Genomic DNA, 15,319 nt, shown 5'->3' on the forward strand with positions numbered 1-15,319 from the left:
GCCGATGGGCCGATGCGCTGATGGACTGATGAGCTGATGAGCTCGAGTTCAGCGTGCGGACGTCCGCGTCTCCGGCTTCGCCCGATACGACTTGAGAGTTCTCCTTATCTCGATATCTCTCCGGAAAAAGGGAAACATCCTGTCTGCCTTGCGATCCCGTGATTCCCCCGCTAGCTTGAATTGATGATGGGATGGTCGCCCCCGCTGACCTGCTGTATCGCTGCCGTGCTTGGCGCATTCGCGAGCGCTTGCTCCGGGACGGAGCAGGGCTCTGCCGGCGCAGCGGCGGGCGCGGGCGGGGCGGAAGGCGACGGCAGCGCCGAGAGCGCGGGCGGCGCCGAGAGCGCGGGCGGCGAGGACGCGGGCGGGGGCGGGGGCGCCGACTGCCCTCCTGGTGAGGAGGGCTGTCCCTGTGGGCCTCTGGGCCAGTGCGACGACGGGCTCCGCTGCACAGACAGCGTATGTATTTCGGAGTGTACCAGCGCCGAGGATGACCCGATGGTCGACGGCGACTGCGACTGGCGGGGAGGCCCGGAGGACCCCTCATTCCAGCGCTCGGATGCGTGGGGCACCACGGGGGCAGCGCTCGTCTCCCCCGAGGTCGAGGGCAACGGCAACCCCGGGGCCGGCATCATCGGGAGAGACGCGGTGTGCCAGATGGCCGGCTTCTATCAGCGCCTCTCGATGCCGGACCTCGCGTGCGCCGGGCCGCTCCTCCTCACGTTCGCCGCGCGCATCGGCTGCGAGCTCGCGATGGACTGCCTCGGCCCGCCGGGGGTCGGGGTCCGGATCGACGGAGGGATCACCGACCTCGATCTCATGCCCTCCTCGTCCTTTTCCCCGCAACGCGTGTGCCTGGGAGAGCGCGCCTACGGCAGGCCGATCGAGCTGCTCCTCGGGCCCGCACGGCGCTCTCCCCTGTGTGATGAGGACACCGGACAGGACTTCACGCTGACGTTCGATGACGTCGCCCTTCGGCCTGATGAAATGAACGAGTGTCCGCCGCCTGGCCAGGTGCTGAACGGCGACTTCGAAGCAGGCGCCGCCGGCTGGAGGGCGACCCCCGAGGGCGGCGTCTCCGAGATCGAGCGCGGCCTGGGCCAGGGCGGCGGCAAGGGCGGACACCTCGCCACGACGCTGTTCTGCCAGGCTCCCTCGCTCGAGGGCACGCTCTCGGCGCCCTTGCCGTCCGCCGCGCTGCCGAGCCCGGCGCTCCGCATCTGGAGCCGTGGCAGCCCAGGGGCCATCGTCGACGTGATGCTGAGCGCGCACCGGCTGACGGCCCTGACGGGCACGGGCGAGGCGCAGGTCTCGCATGCCTGCTTGCCTCGGTGGGCGCTCGGCATGGCGCACCGCCTCGCGTTCGCCTTCCGGAACCGGCACAGCCAGCCGTGCATGGACGAGAACGAGCGGGATTTCACGGTGGATGATCTCGCCATCGTCTCTGACGACCGCTGCCCCGGGGACGCGCCGATCTTCGACCCCGGCTTCGAGAACCCCGGCGCCGACGCGGGCCTCTCGCCGACATGGGTCCTCAACGCGGAGGACCCCGCGCGCGGCAGCGCCAGGCTCGCGGTCGACGCGGCGGCCGCGCACGCCGGCGACGTCTCGCTCTCGCTGTCCGTGCGGAAGCCGTGCCGCGAGCCCTCGGCCTCCACCGTGTTCACCGTCCCCGAGCCTCAGGGGACGGCCGGTCCGGCGCTGAAGTTCTGGTACCGCACGAGCCACCTCCTCGCGGCGACCGCCTCCTCGACGCCAGGGGGCGCCCTGGCCGCCAGCGAGCGCTGGACGCAACAGACGATCTGCCTGGATCCGCGCACGGCGGGCATGCCCCAGCCGATCTCTTTCAAGATAAGAGCCAGCGGCACCTGCGATGCGCCGCTCGACGACGAGGCCTTGCACGTGGACGACGTCGAGGCGACGACCGATCCCTCCTGCCCGGCAGCGGCGCTCCCCTGAGCCGCGGAGCCCTGGCGCCTCGATTCGCCGGGCAGAGGGCGCCTCCCGGCTCAGCCGCGCTTCCGGCCCACCAGGATGACGATCGGATAGGCGAAGTGGACCTCGTCCCCCCGGAGCTCTGCGCCCACGCCGAGCGCGTCGACGCCGACGTCGGCGCGGTAGAGGGCCCGGAGCCGGTCCGCTCCGCCGGGCTCCGGGAAGGAGGCCCGGAGCGTGGCCTCGAGCTCGACCTCGAGCCGGTACCGCGTCGTCGCCTCGATCTCCAGCCCCGCCGCGTCGAACAGGGCGCCGAGCTCGCGCTCGGTGAGCGCGCTCGCGTGCGACGGATCGCGGATCTTCTCGGCGGCGTCGTACGCCGCCCGCTTGTCCTCGGCCGGCGCCACGTCGATCACGGCGACTCGCCCGCTCCTCTGGCACACGCGGGCCATCTCGCGCAGCGTCACGAGCGGCTCCAGCAGGTGATGGAAGCTGTAGCGCGTCGTGACCAGGCGATAGCTCTCGTCCGGATAGGGCAGCCGGCTCGCGTCGCCGAGCTCCCAGGTGACGTTGGAGAGGCCGAGGCTCGCCTGCCTCTTCCGCGCCTCGTCCAGCATCGCCGGGACGATGTCGAGCCCCCGCACGCTCGCCACGCGCTGCGCCAGCGCGCAGGCGACGATCCCCGGCCCGCAGGCCACGTCCAGGGCCGCGTCGCTCGGCGCCGGGGCGAGCGCGTCGAGCAGCAGCCCCATGGCGGACTCCGCCGAGTGGGCCCGGACCTCGGCGAACGGCCTGGCCTGGCGGGTGAACTGTTCCTGTATCAGCGCATCGTGCGCCGCGGGAGTCGCTTGCTTCATGGCGCTCGAAGATGGACGCGCTCCGGCTTTACGGCTGCCGGCGATCGGACAAAGATCACCGCCGAGAGGCCACGCCTTGCAAGCCCGCGTCCTGACCCCGACGGAGACCACCGAGCACCTCGCGCGGCTCGGGCTCGACCATGCCCACGCGCGCGCGTTCTCCTACGAAGACGAGCTGCGGGGAGCCGTGTACGGCTGGCACGCCCACGCGCGGCACCAGCTGCTCTGTCCTCTGGCCGGCACGGCGCGCCTCGAGGTCGAGGACGCGTCCTTCCTGCTCCCCCCGCAGCTCGCCGCGCTCATCCCCGCGGGCGAGCGGCACGCCACCACCTGCGGCGACGCGTCCATCGTCTCGATCTATTTCGAGCCCGCCGCGTTCCCTTCCCCCCTCGCGGCGGTGAGGATCTTCGAGATCCCCGCGCTCCTGCGCGAGATGGTGATCTACGCGCGCCGCTGGCCTGTCGCGCGGCGTCCGGACGACCCCGCGGCCAACACGTTCTTCGCGGCGATGGCGGACATCATCGGCCCGCTCCTCGATCGCGGCGCCACGTACCGGCTGCCCCGCGGCAAGACGCGGCCGGTGCAGCGCGCGATCGAGTGCGCGCTGCGCGACGTCTCCAGCGCCGATCTCCCGCGGGCCGCGGCGTTCGCAGGGGCGACCGAGCGCACGCTGCGGCGGCGGTTCCGCGAGGAGACCGGCGTCACGTGGCGCGGCTTCGTCACGCGCGCGCGCGTGCTCCGGGCGATCGACCTGCTCTCCAGCCCGAGCGCCAGCGTCACGCAGGTCGCGCTGGACGTCGGCTTCCAGAGCCTCGGCGCGTTCGCCGCCGCGTTCCGCGCCGTCACCGGCCAGACGCCGAGCGAGTTTCGCAGGACCGCCCGGCCATCGCCGGACGGCGGACACAAGAGCTGACCTGACGGCGCTGACGCGATCTCGCGGCGCTCGCCGCGTGCGGGCGGCCCCCCGCGGCGCGCGCCGCGAGATCGCGGATTACTGCGTGATCGCCCGGAGGTCGAGCATCTCTTCGACGCTCGGGACCACGATGAGGTCGCAGCGGCGGTTCTTCTGCCGGCCCTCGTCGGTGTCGTTGGTCGCGACCGGATCGGTGTCCGCGAAGCCCGCCGCGCTCCAGTTCGCGACGGGGAGCGCGCCCCCGCCGCCCTTGACGTCGGCCGGGCTGACGAGGAACACGAGCACCTCGCGGGCGCGCATCAGCGACAGGCCCCAGTTGTCGCGGAACTGGCCGCCCGCGAGCGGCTTGTTGTCCGTGTGGCCGGCGACCTGGTAGTCGCGCTGGAGCAGCGACTTGTCGTTCTTGACGACCGTCGCCACCTTGAGGAGGATCTCCTTGCCCTCCTTCTTCAGCGTCTCGCGCCCGGAGTCGAAGAGGACGTCGCCCGGCAGCGAGATGACCATCCGGTTGTTCCGGATGTTCACCGCCAGGCCGAGCTTCGTGAGCTCGTCCAGCTTCTTCTTGAGCGTCTCGAACCGCGCCTTGATCGCCTCCAGCTGGCGGGCGCGGGCCTTGAACTCGGCGAGCGCCTTCTCGCGCTCCTCCAGCGTCGAGCTCAGCTGCGACACCTGCGTGCTCGTCGCCTGGAGGTTCTCGTTCAGCTTGCCGATGTCGACCCCGGCCGCCTCGAGCTGCTTCGTCAGCTCCGCGACCTTCGTCTGGGCCGCCTCGAGCTCCTTCTGCGTCTCGGCGAGGCGGCCCTCCGTGGTCTGGTGCTGGCTCTGAAGGCGGTTGTACTTGTCGAGCTGGGCCTTCCACTCCTCCTCGGAGTAGCCGCACCCCAGCGAGGACGACGCGATCACGGCAGGCAGGAAGGCCGCGAAGGCGGTTCTGCGACCTTTCAAGACACGAGGGTGCATGAGCACGCTCCTTCACTCTAGTTGGTGAACATGAGCTGGGGCCGATGGCTCGGCCCGCGCCCGGTTCCAGGTGACAGCGGCCTGTCAGGCCGTGCGGACGCGTACCCTACCGAGGTCGCGCGCGATTGTAAAAGGCCGTATCGAGCCGCCCGACCCGCCGCCTCGCGCGCCTCTCTCCCTCGCCACGCCCCGTCACCGCGTCCGCCAGGCGCGGCGCGCTGACGCGGCGCGTGTATGCGCCATCGCAACACAGGTGCGCTTGTCCATTGTTCCCGCCTGCGCACCTGCTAATGGGACGGCCCATGGCCTATCGCATCACGCTGATCCCGGGCGACGGCATCGGCCCGGAGGTGGTGACGGCGACTCAGGATGTGGTCTCCGCCGCCGGCGTCGCCGTCGACTGGGAGATCCACCACGCGGGCATCGAGGTCGCGAAGCTGACGGGCTCGCCGCTCCCCCTCCCCGTGATCGACGCCGTGCGGAAGAACCGGATCGCCCTGAAGGGCCCGGTGACGACGCCGATCGGGGGCGGGTTCCGCTCGGTCAACGTCACGCTCCGGCAGACGCTCGACCTCTACGCGAACGTGCGGCCGATCCGCAGCCTGCCGGGCGTCGACCCGCGGTTCGACGTCGACATGGTCATCGTGCGCGAGAACACCGAGGGGCTCTACGCCGGGCTCGAGCTCATGATCCTGCCCGGCGTGGCCCAGAGCATCAAGCTCACGACCGAGCGGGGCTCGACGCGCATCGCGGAGTTCGCGTTCCGGTACGCGAAGAAGCACGGCCGGAGCAAGGTGACGATCGTCCACAAGGCGAACATCATGAAGATCTCCGACGGCCTCGCGCTCGACTGCGCGCGGCGGGTGGCCGTGGGGCACCCCGAGATCCAGCTCGGCGAGATGATCGTCGACGCGGCGGCCATGACGATGGTCCGCGATCCGAACCGGCTCGGCGTGATCGTGACGGAGAACCTCTACGGCGACATCCTCTCGGACCTCGGGGCCGGCCTTGTCGGCGGGCTAGGGATCGTGCCCGGCGCGAACATCGGCGACGACGCGGCGGTCTTCGAGGCGGTGCACGGGTCGGCGCCGGACATCGCGGGCAAGGGCTACGCGAACCCGACGGCGCTCGTGCAGAGCGCCGTGATGATGCTGCGGCACCTCGGCGAGCACGACGCGGGCGATCGGATCGAGCGGGCGCTGACGACGCTCTACAGGGCCGGCGAGGTGCGCACGCGCGACCTCGGCGGCGCCGCGAGCACGAGCGACTTCACCCGGGCGCTCTGCGCGGAGATCGAAAGGCCTCGCGCGGAGGCCTAGCGGAGGGCATCCTGATCCCGCAGACGTGGGATCCGCCTTCACGTGGCTGCTCGAGTGGTGCGCCGAGCTCGTCGGCGCGACGGACGGGGCTGCCGGCGCCGCGGGCGACGACGCGAGGCGCCGGCGGCGGCTGCGGCTCTTCCTCGCGCTCTCGTCGCTCGTCGCGGCGAGCTACTTCCTCAGCGAGATCTGGGGCGTGAAGGGCCTGCTCCCGGCCGCCCTGTTCTTCGCGCTCGCGGTGAAGGCGACGCGCGCCGTCCTCGACGCGCGCGCGTCCGTGTGGCGCGCCGCCGCGCTCGACCTCGAGGACCCGGCGCAGCGCCCGCGCGCCGGCGGGGATCCGTGGCTCTCGCCCCCGACGGCGAGGGTCCTGCGCGCGCTGGCCGCGGTGATCGACGCCGCGCGCCGGGAGCGCTACGCGGCCGCGCTGGAGCGGCTCCCGTCGATCGATCGGGCCGCGCTCCGGCCCGACGAGGCGCGGCTGCTCGAAGCGGCCCGCGCGCTGCTCTCGCTGGGCCTCGGCGACCCGGCGCGCGCGGCGCAGCAGGCGATCGTCGCGCTGCCCACGGGGATCGACGCCATCGACGCGCGGCTCGGCCGCGTGGTGATGGCCGACGCGTGGAAGAGCCCCGCGCGGCTCGAGGCGATCGATCGCGCGTGGCGGCAGGAGCTCCAGGGCGGCGTGGCGTCCGAGGCGCTCGAGCGCCTCCTGTCGCTGTCGCGGCTGCGCCTCGCGCCGCACGCGGTGGAGGCGCTCCAGCCCGTCGAGGCGCGCGCGCTGTCGGCCGAGGCCTGGTCGATCGGCGAGGAGGAGCTCGCCGCGGCGCTCGAGTCCCGCGCGCGGAGCGGCGTCTACCGCTGAACCGGCGGCTCACCGCGCCGGCTCACGGCGGCGGCTCGCGCGGCACGGCGGGCGCGATCTCGCGCAGCAGGCGGAGGCCGCCGAGCGAGATCTCGACCACCGCGGCGAGCCGCTCCGCCACGAGCTGCTCCGCCGAGGGCCCCGCGGCGCGCGTCTCCGCGACGAAGGCGAAGCAGCGCCGGCCGGAGCCGCCGAAGGCGACCGCGAAGCCGTCGATCGGCGCTCCCGGCGGGGAGTCGGCGACGCCGATCGCCACGACCGTGTCGAACCCCTCCGGCACGTCGATCCGGCGCTCGGCGGCGGTGAGGCCCTCGCCGGGGCGCGGCAGGTCGCGCCAGAGCCGCGCGCGCGCCTCGCACGCCGCGCGGCTCGCGCGGCCGTCCTCGCGCCAGGTGCGCACGAGCAGCGACGTCGACGACGCGGCGTGGGTCGCGACGAGCCAGGGGCCCTCGCCGTCCTCGACGCGGAAGCCGCGCGCGTCGGGCAGGGGGAGCCGGAGATCGAAGCGATCCGAGCGGTATTCGCCGAGCTCGCCGTCGTCGAGCGTCGACGCCGCCTGCGCGGGCGGCGCGGGCCTCGGCGGCCCGGGCGGCGCGGCCGGGGCGGGCGCGCACGCGGGTACCAGGGCGAGCAGCGCGGCGGCCGGCGCGAGGGCGCGGCGTGCGAGGCGCGCGCGCGCCTCCGGCTGCGGCGCGTGCCCCGGCGCTCCTTCGGGCTCGGCGCGCGGCTCCGGCCTCATCGCGTGAGCAGCACGAGCAACGCGCCTGCGCCGCCCTCCGCGTCCGGGGCCGTCGCGAAGGCGGCGACGTGGCGGGCGACGCGGCCGTTGCTCAGCCAGGCGGCGATCTCGCCGCGGAGCACGGCGTGGCCGCCGGGCGAGTGGTTGCCCTTGCCGTGGACGATGGCGACGACGCGGTCGCCGTCGCGCTGGCGCTTGCACACGAACGCCTCGACGGCCTCGCGCGCCGCCTCGAGCCTCAGGCCGTGCAGATCGAGCGTGCCGTCGACGGCGTAGCGGGCGCGGCGGAGCCGCCTGAGCTCGCGCGGATCGACGTCGAGGCGCCGGCCCTCGATGCGCTCGCTGTCGTCCGTCGTCTCGAACTTGATCCCCTCGATGACGAGCGAGCGCATGCGCGAGCGCGCGTCCTCGTCCGGATCGAACGCGATCGCCGGGAGCGCGGCCCGCTCGACACGGCTGGCGGTGACCGGGATCCGGGTCGCGCGATCCTCGAGCACGCGGACGCCGGCCATGTAGATGGCGAAGGTCTCGGGGTCGACGGGCCGCGGCGCCGGCTCGGCGCCTGCCCGCGGCGCCGCGCCTGCGCCCGGGGGCGCGGGCGATCTCGTCTTGGGCTTCGCCTCGGTCGAGGCCGCCGCCTTGGGCTTCGCCTCGGGCGAGCCCGCCGTCGCCTTGGGCTTCGCCTCGGGCGCCGGCTTGGCCTTGTTCAGCTGCCGGAGCGTGGAGAACGGCTGATAGAACGCCTCATTCACCTTGCGCGCCGCCTTCGCGGCTCGGTCCGGGCTGGCCGTCGTTCTCGTGTCTCTCTCGCGCTTCGCGCCCTTCGCCATCCCCCAGAACATCGCTCGCTAGGCCGCGGAGTGCAAACCGGACGGCTTCGATGCCGGCGAGCTGCCCGTCCTCGAAGTGCCAGTCGGGGTCGTCGAGGCCGGGGAAGTCGTGCGGGTTGCGGATGTCCTCGGCCGTGAGCGTGGGGATGAGGCGCCTCGCGAGGTCGATGACCTTGGCCCTCTGCGCTCCCTCCATGTCGGCGAGCAGCGCGAAGATGCGATGGAAGAGCTCCGCGGGCGAGGGGGCGGCGGGCGGGGCGCCTGGGCGGCCCGCGTCGTGAGAGCGCATCGGGCGCAGCATACGCCATCGGGCCGGGCGCTGCGCGGCGCGAGGAACGGGGACCCACCCGCCCCCGGCGCCGCCCCTGGATCGAGGTCAGCGAGGCTCTTCGAGGCGCATGATCGGCCCGGGGCTGCCCTCTGCCGGCGTTGCCTCCGATCGCCCGAGGTCATGGGGCCGCCCGTGGGGGTGGAAGCCCCCGTACGGCCTGAAGGGTCTGAACGGCCGGAAATGCCCATACGGCCTGAAGGGTCTGAACGGCCGAAAATGCCCATACGGCCTGTGCGGCCCGAATGGCCTGAACGGCCGGAAATGCCCATGATATGGGGCATCATCCGGGGGAATCCTGGCGTCGGGGAAGTCCGAGCTCGTCATCTCCTCGACGAGCACGAGATCTTCGATGGGCGTCGTGCTCTCCGCAGCAGCCATCTGCGCGGTGCCGAGCGCCATTCCGGACAGCGCCAGGGCCCCGAGCGCTTTCACCAGCTTCATCACGGAATCCTTTCGCGATGCGAGCGTCCTGCCGGGAATCATCCCGTGCGGGCTGCGTCCATGGCGATGCAAGGGTGAGGCCCGTTCGCGGCGGACCGCTGGTGTCGCGAACGGCAGCGCGGGTTCCTGACAATCGTGGATCGGCGCCGCGCCTCGCACGCCGCGGGGCGTCGCGTGTGCGCGCGGTGGACAGCGACCGGCACCCGCCTGCGCGCGTGCGCGTCGATAGCGACGCAACTGTCCCCTTCCCGGCTCAGGGCGTGATCAGGACATTCGACAGATCATCGACGATCCTGCCGACATCGCCGCCCTCGAGATTGACGAGCACGGTGATAGAAGCATCCTTGTCGACCGTGTAATAAGACGACGACGTGAAGCCCCAGATACCGCCGTCGTGCCCGACCTGGACGCCGAGCGGAGATTCCCGGCGCGACAGCCCGAGGCCGTACCCGGTGACCTCGCCGAGGGGCGCGTCGACCCACGCGGTCATCTCTTCGAGCTCGGCGGGGCCGAGCAGCGTGCCGTCGAGCACCTTGCGGTAGAAGCGCGTGAGATCGCCCGTGGTCGAGACCAGCGCGCCCGCCGCGCCGGCCGCCGACGCGTCGATCGCGGAGGTCATCTCGACGAGCTCCCCCCGGCTCCGCCCGTAACCGTGCACGAGGCCGGGCAAGGCCTCCTCGGCGCCGTCGAGGTAGGTGTGCGCGAGCCCCGCCGGCTCGAGGACGCGGGCGCGGAGCAGCTCGCCGATGGGCTCTCCCGAGGCCGCTTCGACGATCAGGCCGGCGATGATGTAGTTCGTGTTGGAGTAGGCGAAGCCGCGCCCTGGCTCGAAATACGGCGGCTTCGACGCCGCGAGCTCGATGAGCTCCGCGGGCGTCCACGCGCGCGTCGGCTCGTCGAGGGCCGCGGTCCAGAACGCGTCGAGCTCCGTGTAGTCGAAGACGCCGCTCGTGTGGTTCAGGATCTGTCGCACGGAGATCTGCTCTCCGCGGGGGACACCGCCGACGTACGCCGAGACGGCGTCGTCGAGCGACAGCCGGCCTTGCGCGCGGAGCATCAGCGCCAGCGTGGAGACGAAGGTCTTCGTGATGCTCCCTGCGCGGAAGAGATCTCCGGGCTGGATGGCCACGTCGGCCTCGGTGTCCGCGACCCCCGCGGCGCCGAGCCAGCTGCACCCGCCGAGGTGCACGGCGGCGGCCGCGCCGGGGAGCCGCTGCGCATCCACGGCCGCGTCGAGCGCGCTCTGGAGCTCGACCGAGAGATCGTCGCAGCCGGCGCCCGGCGCAGGGTCTGGGCCGCCAGGTCCAGCGGCGACGCTCCCGACGCCGACGCTCCCGTGGCCCTCGTCGTCCGTGGTGGCCACCACGTCGCGCGGAGCGGGCGAGGAGCTCGTACACCCCGCGAGCAGGACAACACCAATCCAAGAAGAGAAGAGAGCGGTCGGCCGAAGGACACGGCTCATCGATCGGGTCTCCATGGCCTCCCCGTGAGGTCCATTGCTGCGCTCCGCGGCGCCGCTCCCGATCTCCAGGGGCGGCCCGCGAAGGACGGGCATCGAGACGCGACGGGTCCGACCGTGTCAACCGGCCCGCGAAGATGCGGGTGCTCTCGCTCACGCAGGACGTCGATAACGCAGCTTATCGCGTGAGTCGGCAGACAGGCCGTTCCCACGAATCATGCGCGGCGGCGAGCGCCCGCAGCAAGGTGATCACGGCGATCGAGTGGCTGATCCGGCCGTCCTGCATCGCCGCCCTCACGTCCTCTGCGCTCATCACGACCGCTTCCGTGCTCTCGTGCTCATCGCCCTCGGGCTCGCCGACCCGCCGCGCGCCGCGCGCCAGGTAGAGGAAGCAGCGGTTCGCCTGGAGCGCGGGATTCGGGTGTACCCACCCGAGCGTCTCGAGCGACTCCACAGCATACCCCGTCTCCTCCAGGAGCTCGCGCCGCGCAGCGGCCGCCGGCTCTTCCCCTGGATCGACGAGGCCGCCAGCCGTCTCGATGGTCACCGCGTCGACCCCGTGCCGGTACTGCCGCACCAGGACGAACTGACCTTCATCCGTGATCGCGGCCACCGAGATCCAGTCGGCGAGCTCCAGCGTGAAGGCGGGATAAGACGCGCCCGCAGCCATGACTTCATGGCGATGGATCGCGAGCGGACCGAACGTACCGGCGAGCGCCGAGGCGTGCCGGCGAGGAATCGTGATACCCATCCCGCCTCACTACTACGGCGTGCCTCTCGCCGCCTTCTCCGGCACCGCTCCTGTCTTCTCCGTCACCGCTCCCACCTTCTCCTGCGTCGTGCTCGCGGTCTCCGGCGCTCCCGCCTTCTCCGGCGTCGCGCTCGCCGTCTCCGGCGCTCCCGCCTTCTCCGGCGTCGTGCTCGCCTTCTCCGGCGCTCCCGCCTTCTCCGGCGTCGTGCTCGCCTTCTCCGGCGCCGCGCTCGCCTTGTCCGGCGCAGGGCCCGCCATCTTCTCCGGCGCCGCGCTCGCGGACTTCTCCTTCTCGCGGCGCTCCCACCGGAGCACCTCCTCCGCGTCCTCGCCGGACATCCCCTCGGTCGCCCCTCGCCCTTCGTCCTGCGGCGGCGGCCACGCGGTCACATAGCGGGGTGCCTCGCCGGGTCCGGACGCATCGATCCACGAGACGCTCCCCGTCCCTGGCGCGCGCACATCGACGTGCACGAACGAGCTGTTCGGATAGTACCCGCAGCCCGTGTCGGCGAGCGCGCGGCAGGCGGCGGCGAGCTCGTCGTTCCGCACCCCGGCGATGCGCAGATCGAGCGCCCGGCCCGTCTGGTGCAGGCTGCCCTGGCTCTGCGGCCGGTACCCGCTCACGAGCGACACGAGCCGGCCCGGGTACCGCCGCGCCAGCGCGTCGATGCGGGAGAGCAGCCCGGGATCGAGCAGCCGCACGCCGGGCGCGATCTCCCCTGCCTGCACCCCGCTCGCCCTGCTCCCGGCGGCTCGCGGCGCATCGCCGGCGCGCCGCCCCTTGCGGCTCGCCGCTTCCGGCCTCCGCGCAGGGGCGCCCTCGTCGGACAGGATCGGCCGCGGCGTGCCCCACGGGCGCGCAAGCAAGGAGAGGGCGCGCCGGGCCTCCTCGCGCGGCTTCCCCTTGCAGTCGACCAGCTCGAGGCGCTCGGGCTCCAGCCCGCTGCGATCCATCGACAGCACCGGTCCGTGGCACGGCTTCGGAGGCGCCTCCCGCTCCATCCCCTTCTTCGCCCCGCGCCGCTTGCTCTCGGCCGTGCGCGCCGCGCGCCTCTTCTCCTTCTTCCTCTCGCCGCCCGCCTTCTTCTTGGCGACCGCCTTTTTCCCGCCGCCCGCCTTCGCCGAGCCGCCCGCGTTCTCCTCCGCGCCTGCAGCCGCGTGCGGCGCCTCCCTGCGGGTACGGGCCTTCCCCTTCCGGTTCCGGCCCCCCGCCCCGCTCGTCTTCCCGTCACCGGTCGCCGCCGCGGCGCTCTTCGCGCGACGATCGGGCGAGCTCTCCCGCGTCTTCGTTCGCGGAGCTTGCTCCGCGCCTGCGGGGCTCGCCGGCGCCCGATCCCGACGGGTTTGCTCGCTCTTCTCTTCCCCCGATTCCCCGGACCTCCCGGCAGCGGCGTGCGCCCTGGGCAGCGGCTCCGCGCAGACGGGCCCCGCCAGGATCGCCGGCACCGCGATGCTCACCAGCGCCGAGAGCGCGGCCGCGCGAGCGCGCCTCAGGCGCGCACGAGGCTCCCCCCTGCGCACAGCTCCCCCTGCGTCCCGCGGCGCCGCGCCTTCACTGCTCACGGATCGAAGGCTCATCATGGAAAGCTCCAGTCGGGTCGGGTGTGAGTGCCATCCGCCAAGGAGCGGTTCTCCCAGACACGGCGTCGCCGCCCGTCCGCAGGATGTGGGATTGGGAAGGGCAGTCAGCGGTCCGCTTCTTGAATCGACCTGGGACGAGACCGGCAACCTCGAAACAGCGTCTCCGAGACGCCCCTCGCGGAAGCTCGCAAGCTCGGAAGGCAACCTCGGAAGGGAGACTCGGAAGGCAAGCTCAGAAGGGACCGAACCCTGAGGACAGGAATGGCATGAAGTGCGGAGGGCAGCCCAATTTTCTGCGGCGCTGACCAAAGGCTGTGGTAGGAACCCAGCTGCCTCGCGACTGCGGTCGGGTCGTGAGCGCGGCTCCGGGGTGCATGGGGGCAGAGCCCCTCGTCACGCGGTCCGCGGTCGGGTATCGCCCGGCGCACCACGCACTGCGGCGTGGCCCTACCTTCACGATCAACGCAACCAGCGTGATCAGCGCGGAGATAGGCGTCGCGTCCCTTGCGCAACATCGTCCGGGCCATCGCGGATCGCGGGGGAAGCGCCCGGCCCAACACGCACCAGCCTCATTCACCACAACATCGATGCAAGCGGGGCGCCACACGCGGGATGCGGAAGCCGAACCCGGTGGCGCGTCCATGATCGCTCCGAGGTCACCAGGGGCACGACATGCGGCGAATTCGTAGAGACGCAACCAAGGTCTGGCACAATCCCGAGCTCCACACGGCCTATGGCCGTGGTCAGCCGAACAGCGCGGGGCTGCCGCGTCCGACGCAGACCGGCGAGGACCGGCGGGCAGCCAAGCAACACCGCGCCGCGCTCGAGGCGCTGTTCTCTCCGCGCAAGGAGCCGGAGGCAGAGGACAGCAAGGGCGGGCGCGTCAAGTCCGGACGCGACGCCGCGTCCAAGGCGCCGGGGCGCATCGTCCTCGCGCCGCCTCCGCAGAGCGACCCGAAGGCCGTCGAGCGCCAGCGGCTCCTGTCGAAGCTGCTCTGCGCGTCGGGCCGGCCCAACATCTCCAAGGCCGCGAACGAGTTCCTCCGCGCCGGCCACGCCTTCCCCGCGGAGCAGGACGTGTACCTGCAGCTGCTCGAGCACAGCGACGAGCAGCGCATCCAGGAGGCGATCGACGAGCTCGCGGGCATCCTCGTCGGCGAGCTGCCGAAGCGGCGCGCCGTGCTCGAGTCGCGGCTCCGCCGCATCGAGGAGTTCGCGGAGGAGCCCGCGACGCGCGAGGCCGCCGAGCGGCTGCGCCGCCAGGTGAGCGGCAGGCCCGAGGCCCCGGCCCCGGACGGCGCGGCCCGGGGCGGCGGGGGCGGGGGCGTCTCCGAAGCGAGCGGCGAGGCGGAATGACGCGCGCGGAATTCGAGGCCGAGCTCCGCAAGCTGATCCAGGCGTTCGAGACGGGCACCGGCAACGAGCGGTGCGTCGCGTGCGTCTCGTGCGAGCGCTGCGTCGACTGCACGTTCTGCCGCAACTCGAAGGCGCTGCAGCGGTGCCACTACTGCGTCGACACCCAGCGCTCCTCGGACAGCACGCACTGCCGCGGCTGCCGCGATCTCATCGCGTGCAGCCACTGCGTCGCGTCCGAGCGGTGCACGCAGTCGTCGTACCTCGTGCGCTCGGTCGACTGCACCGGCTGCACCTACTGCTTCGGCTGCGTGGGCCTCGTGCGGAAGGACTTCCACATCCTCAACCAGCCGTACGATCGCAGCACCTACTTCAAGCTCACGGCCAAGCTGATGCGCGAGCTCGGGCTGAGCGCGGGCACCGGGGCGGAGCCCGCCGCGGCGCCCAGTCGAAGCGCGGCCGCGCAGCGCTAGCGATGCGCGCTGTCGTTCAACGCGCGCTCGGCGCGCGCGTCGAGGTCGAGGGCCAGGTGGTCGGCGCGATCGAGCGCGGCCTCGTGGCCTTCGTCGGCGCCGCGAAGGACGACGACGACGCCGACGCCGACCAGGTCGCGAGCAAGATCGCGGGCCTCCGCGTGTTCAGCGACGACGCCGGCAAGATGTCGCGGGCGCTCGCGGACGTGCGCGGCGGCGGCGTGCTCGCGATCAGCCAGTTCACGCTCTTCGGAGACGTCCGGCGCGGCCTGAGGCCGAGCTTCGACGGCGCCATGGAGCCCGTGCGCGCCGAGGCGCTGTACGATCGCTTCGTCGCCGCCTTGCGGGCCCGCGGCCTCACGGTCGCCACGGGCCGCTTCCGCGCCGACATGCGCGTGTTCGTCGAGAACGACGGCCCGGTCACCATCCTCATCGATTCGAAGCGGACGTTCTGAGGGATCGGCGGCGACGGCCACCCCCTTTTCCCCGAGCGCCGCGCAGGCTACGGGGGAGCC

At 72.7% G+C, this 15,319-nt stretch carries 15 protein-coding genes; 7 read left to right on the forward strand and 8 right to left on the reverse strand.

The features are described 5' to 3' along the window. Positions 1–225 precede the first annotated feature (225 nt). Positions 226–1,959, forward strand: coding sequence for a hypothetical protein (locus WMF22_RS34705; RefSeq protein WP_437294254.1), 1,734 nt, complete (start codon positions 226–228; stop codon positions 1,957–1,959). A 50-nt stretch (positions 1,960–2,009) separates the two neighbouring features. Here WMF22_RS34705 and WMF22_RS34710 read toward each other — a convergent pair whose 3' ends face one another. Next, a complete protein-coding gene (locus WMF22_RS34710) occupies positions 2,010–2,792 on the reverse strand; it encodes a class I SAM-dependent methyltransferase (RefSeq protein WP_437294255.1) in 783 nt (260 codons plus the stop codon). A 76-nt stretch (positions 2,793–2,868) separates the two neighbouring features. Here WMF22_RS34710 and WMF22_RS34715 point away from each other — a divergent pair, with 76 nt between their 5' ends. Continuing rightward, a complete protein-coding gene (locus tag WMF22_RS34715; protein WP_437294256.1) occupies positions 2,869–3,705 on the forward strand; it encodes an AraC family transcriptional regulator in 837 nt (278 codons plus the stop codon). Positions 3,706–3,783: 78 nt separating this feature from the next. Here WMF22_RS34715 and WMF22_RS34720 read toward each other — a convergent pair whose 3' ends face one another. Further along, positions 3,784–4,665: an OmpA family protein gene (locus tag WMF22_RS34720; RefSeq protein WP_438032560.1), complete on the reverse strand. Its 882-nt coding sequence runs from the start codon at positions 4,663–4,665 to the stop codon at positions 3,784–3,786. A gap of 302 nt (positions 4,666–4,967) precedes the next feature. Between WMF22_RS34720 and WMF22_RS34725 the strand changes: the two genes are divergently transcribed. Further along, positions 4,968–5,984 carry an isocitrate/isopropylmalate dehydrogenase family protein gene (locus WMF22_RS34725; protein WP_438032561.1) on the forward strand — a complete coding sequence of 339 codons (1,017 nt, stop codon included), beginning with the start codon at positions 4,968–4,970 and terminating at the stop codon, positions 5,982–5,984. 25 nt (positions 5,985–6,009) lie between these two features. Further along, the gene (locus tag WMF22_RS34730) at positions 6,010–6,846 is read left to right on the forward strand and encodes a hypothetical protein (protein ID WP_438032562.1); all 837 of its coding nucleotides are present in this window, start codon (positions 6,010–6,012) and stop codon (positions 6,844–6,846) included. 22 nt (positions 6,847–6,868) lie between these two features. On the opposite strand, the gene WMF22_RS34735 is transcribed toward WMF22_RS34730, so the two are convergent. The 6 genes from WMF22_RS34735 to WMF22_RS34760 form a co-directional block, all read right to left on the reverse strand. Then, on the reverse strand, positions 6,869–7,585 hold the full coding sequence (locus WMF22_RS34735) for a hypothetical protein (RefSeq protein WP_438032563.1): 717 nt from the start codon (positions 7,583–7,585) through the stop codon (positions 6,869–6,871). Next, positions 7,582–8,337, reverse strand: coding sequence for a Smr/MutS family protein (locus tag WMF22_RS34740; protein ID WP_438032564.1), 756 nt, complete (start codon positions 8,335–8,337; stop codon positions 7,582–7,584). The genes WMF22_RS34735 and WMF22_RS34740 overlap by 4 nt, the downstream gene beginning before the upstream one ends. Next, positions 8,330–8,704 carry a hypothetical protein gene (locus tag WMF22_RS34745; RefSeq protein WP_438032565.1) on the reverse strand — a complete coding sequence of 125 codons (375 nt, stop codon included), beginning with the start codon at positions 8,702–8,704 and terminating at the stop codon, positions 8,330–8,332. The genes WMF22_RS34740 and WMF22_RS34745 overlap by 8 nt, the downstream gene beginning before the upstream one ends. Before the next feature lie 736 nt (positions 8,705–9,440). Next, a complete protein-coding gene (locus tag WMF22_RS34750) occupies positions 9,441–10,649 on the reverse strand; it encodes a serine hydrolase domain-containing protein (protein ID WP_438032566.1) in 1,209 nt (402 codons plus the stop codon). Positions 10,650–10,824: 175 nt separating this feature from the next. Beyond that, positions 10,825–11,397, reverse strand: coding sequence for an NUDIX hydrolase (locus WMF22_RS34755; protein ID WP_438032567.1), 573 nt, complete (start codon positions 11,395–11,397; stop codon positions 10,825–10,827). Between the two features lie 12 nt (positions 11,398–11,409). Then, positions 11,410–12,855, reverse strand: coding sequence for a DUF882 domain-containing protein (locus tag WMF22_RS34760; protein ID WP_438032568.1), 1,446 nt, complete (start codon positions 12,853–12,855; stop codon positions 11,410–11,412). A 795-nt stretch (positions 12,856–13,650) separates the two neighbouring features. On the opposite strand from WMF22_RS34760, the gene WMF22_RS34765 reads away from it, so the two are divergent. The 3 genes from WMF22_RS34765 to dtd are packed head-to-tail and all read left to right on the forward strand — an operon-like array spanning position 13,651 to position 15,259. Then, positions 13,651–14,334: a hypothetical protein gene (locus WMF22_RS34765; protein WP_437294267.1), complete on the forward strand. Its 684-nt coding sequence runs from the start codon at positions 13,651–13,653 to the stop codon at positions 14,332–14,334. Beyond that, entirely contained in the window at positions 14,331–14,804 is a 474-nt protein-coding gene (locus tag WMF22_RS34770) for a hypothetical protein (protein WP_437294268.1), read from the forward strand. Before WMF22_RS34765 ends, WMF22_RS34770 begins: the two co-directional genes overlap by 4 nt. Positions 14,805–14,806: 2 nt before the next feature. After that, complete coding sequence (dtd, locus tag WMF22_RS34775) at positions 14,807–15,259, forward strand: D-aminoacyl-tRNA deacylase (RefSeq protein WP_438032569.1); 453 nt, start codon at positions 14,807–14,809, stop codon at positions 15,257–15,259. Positions 15,260–15,319 lie beyond the last annotated feature (60 nt).

The organism is Sorangium sp. So ce204 (assembly GCF_051526795.1).
In the GTDB taxonomy this organism is placed as follows: domain Bacteria; phylum Myxococcota_A; class Polyangia; order Polyangiales; family Polyangiaceae; genus Sorangium; species Sorangium cellulosum_B.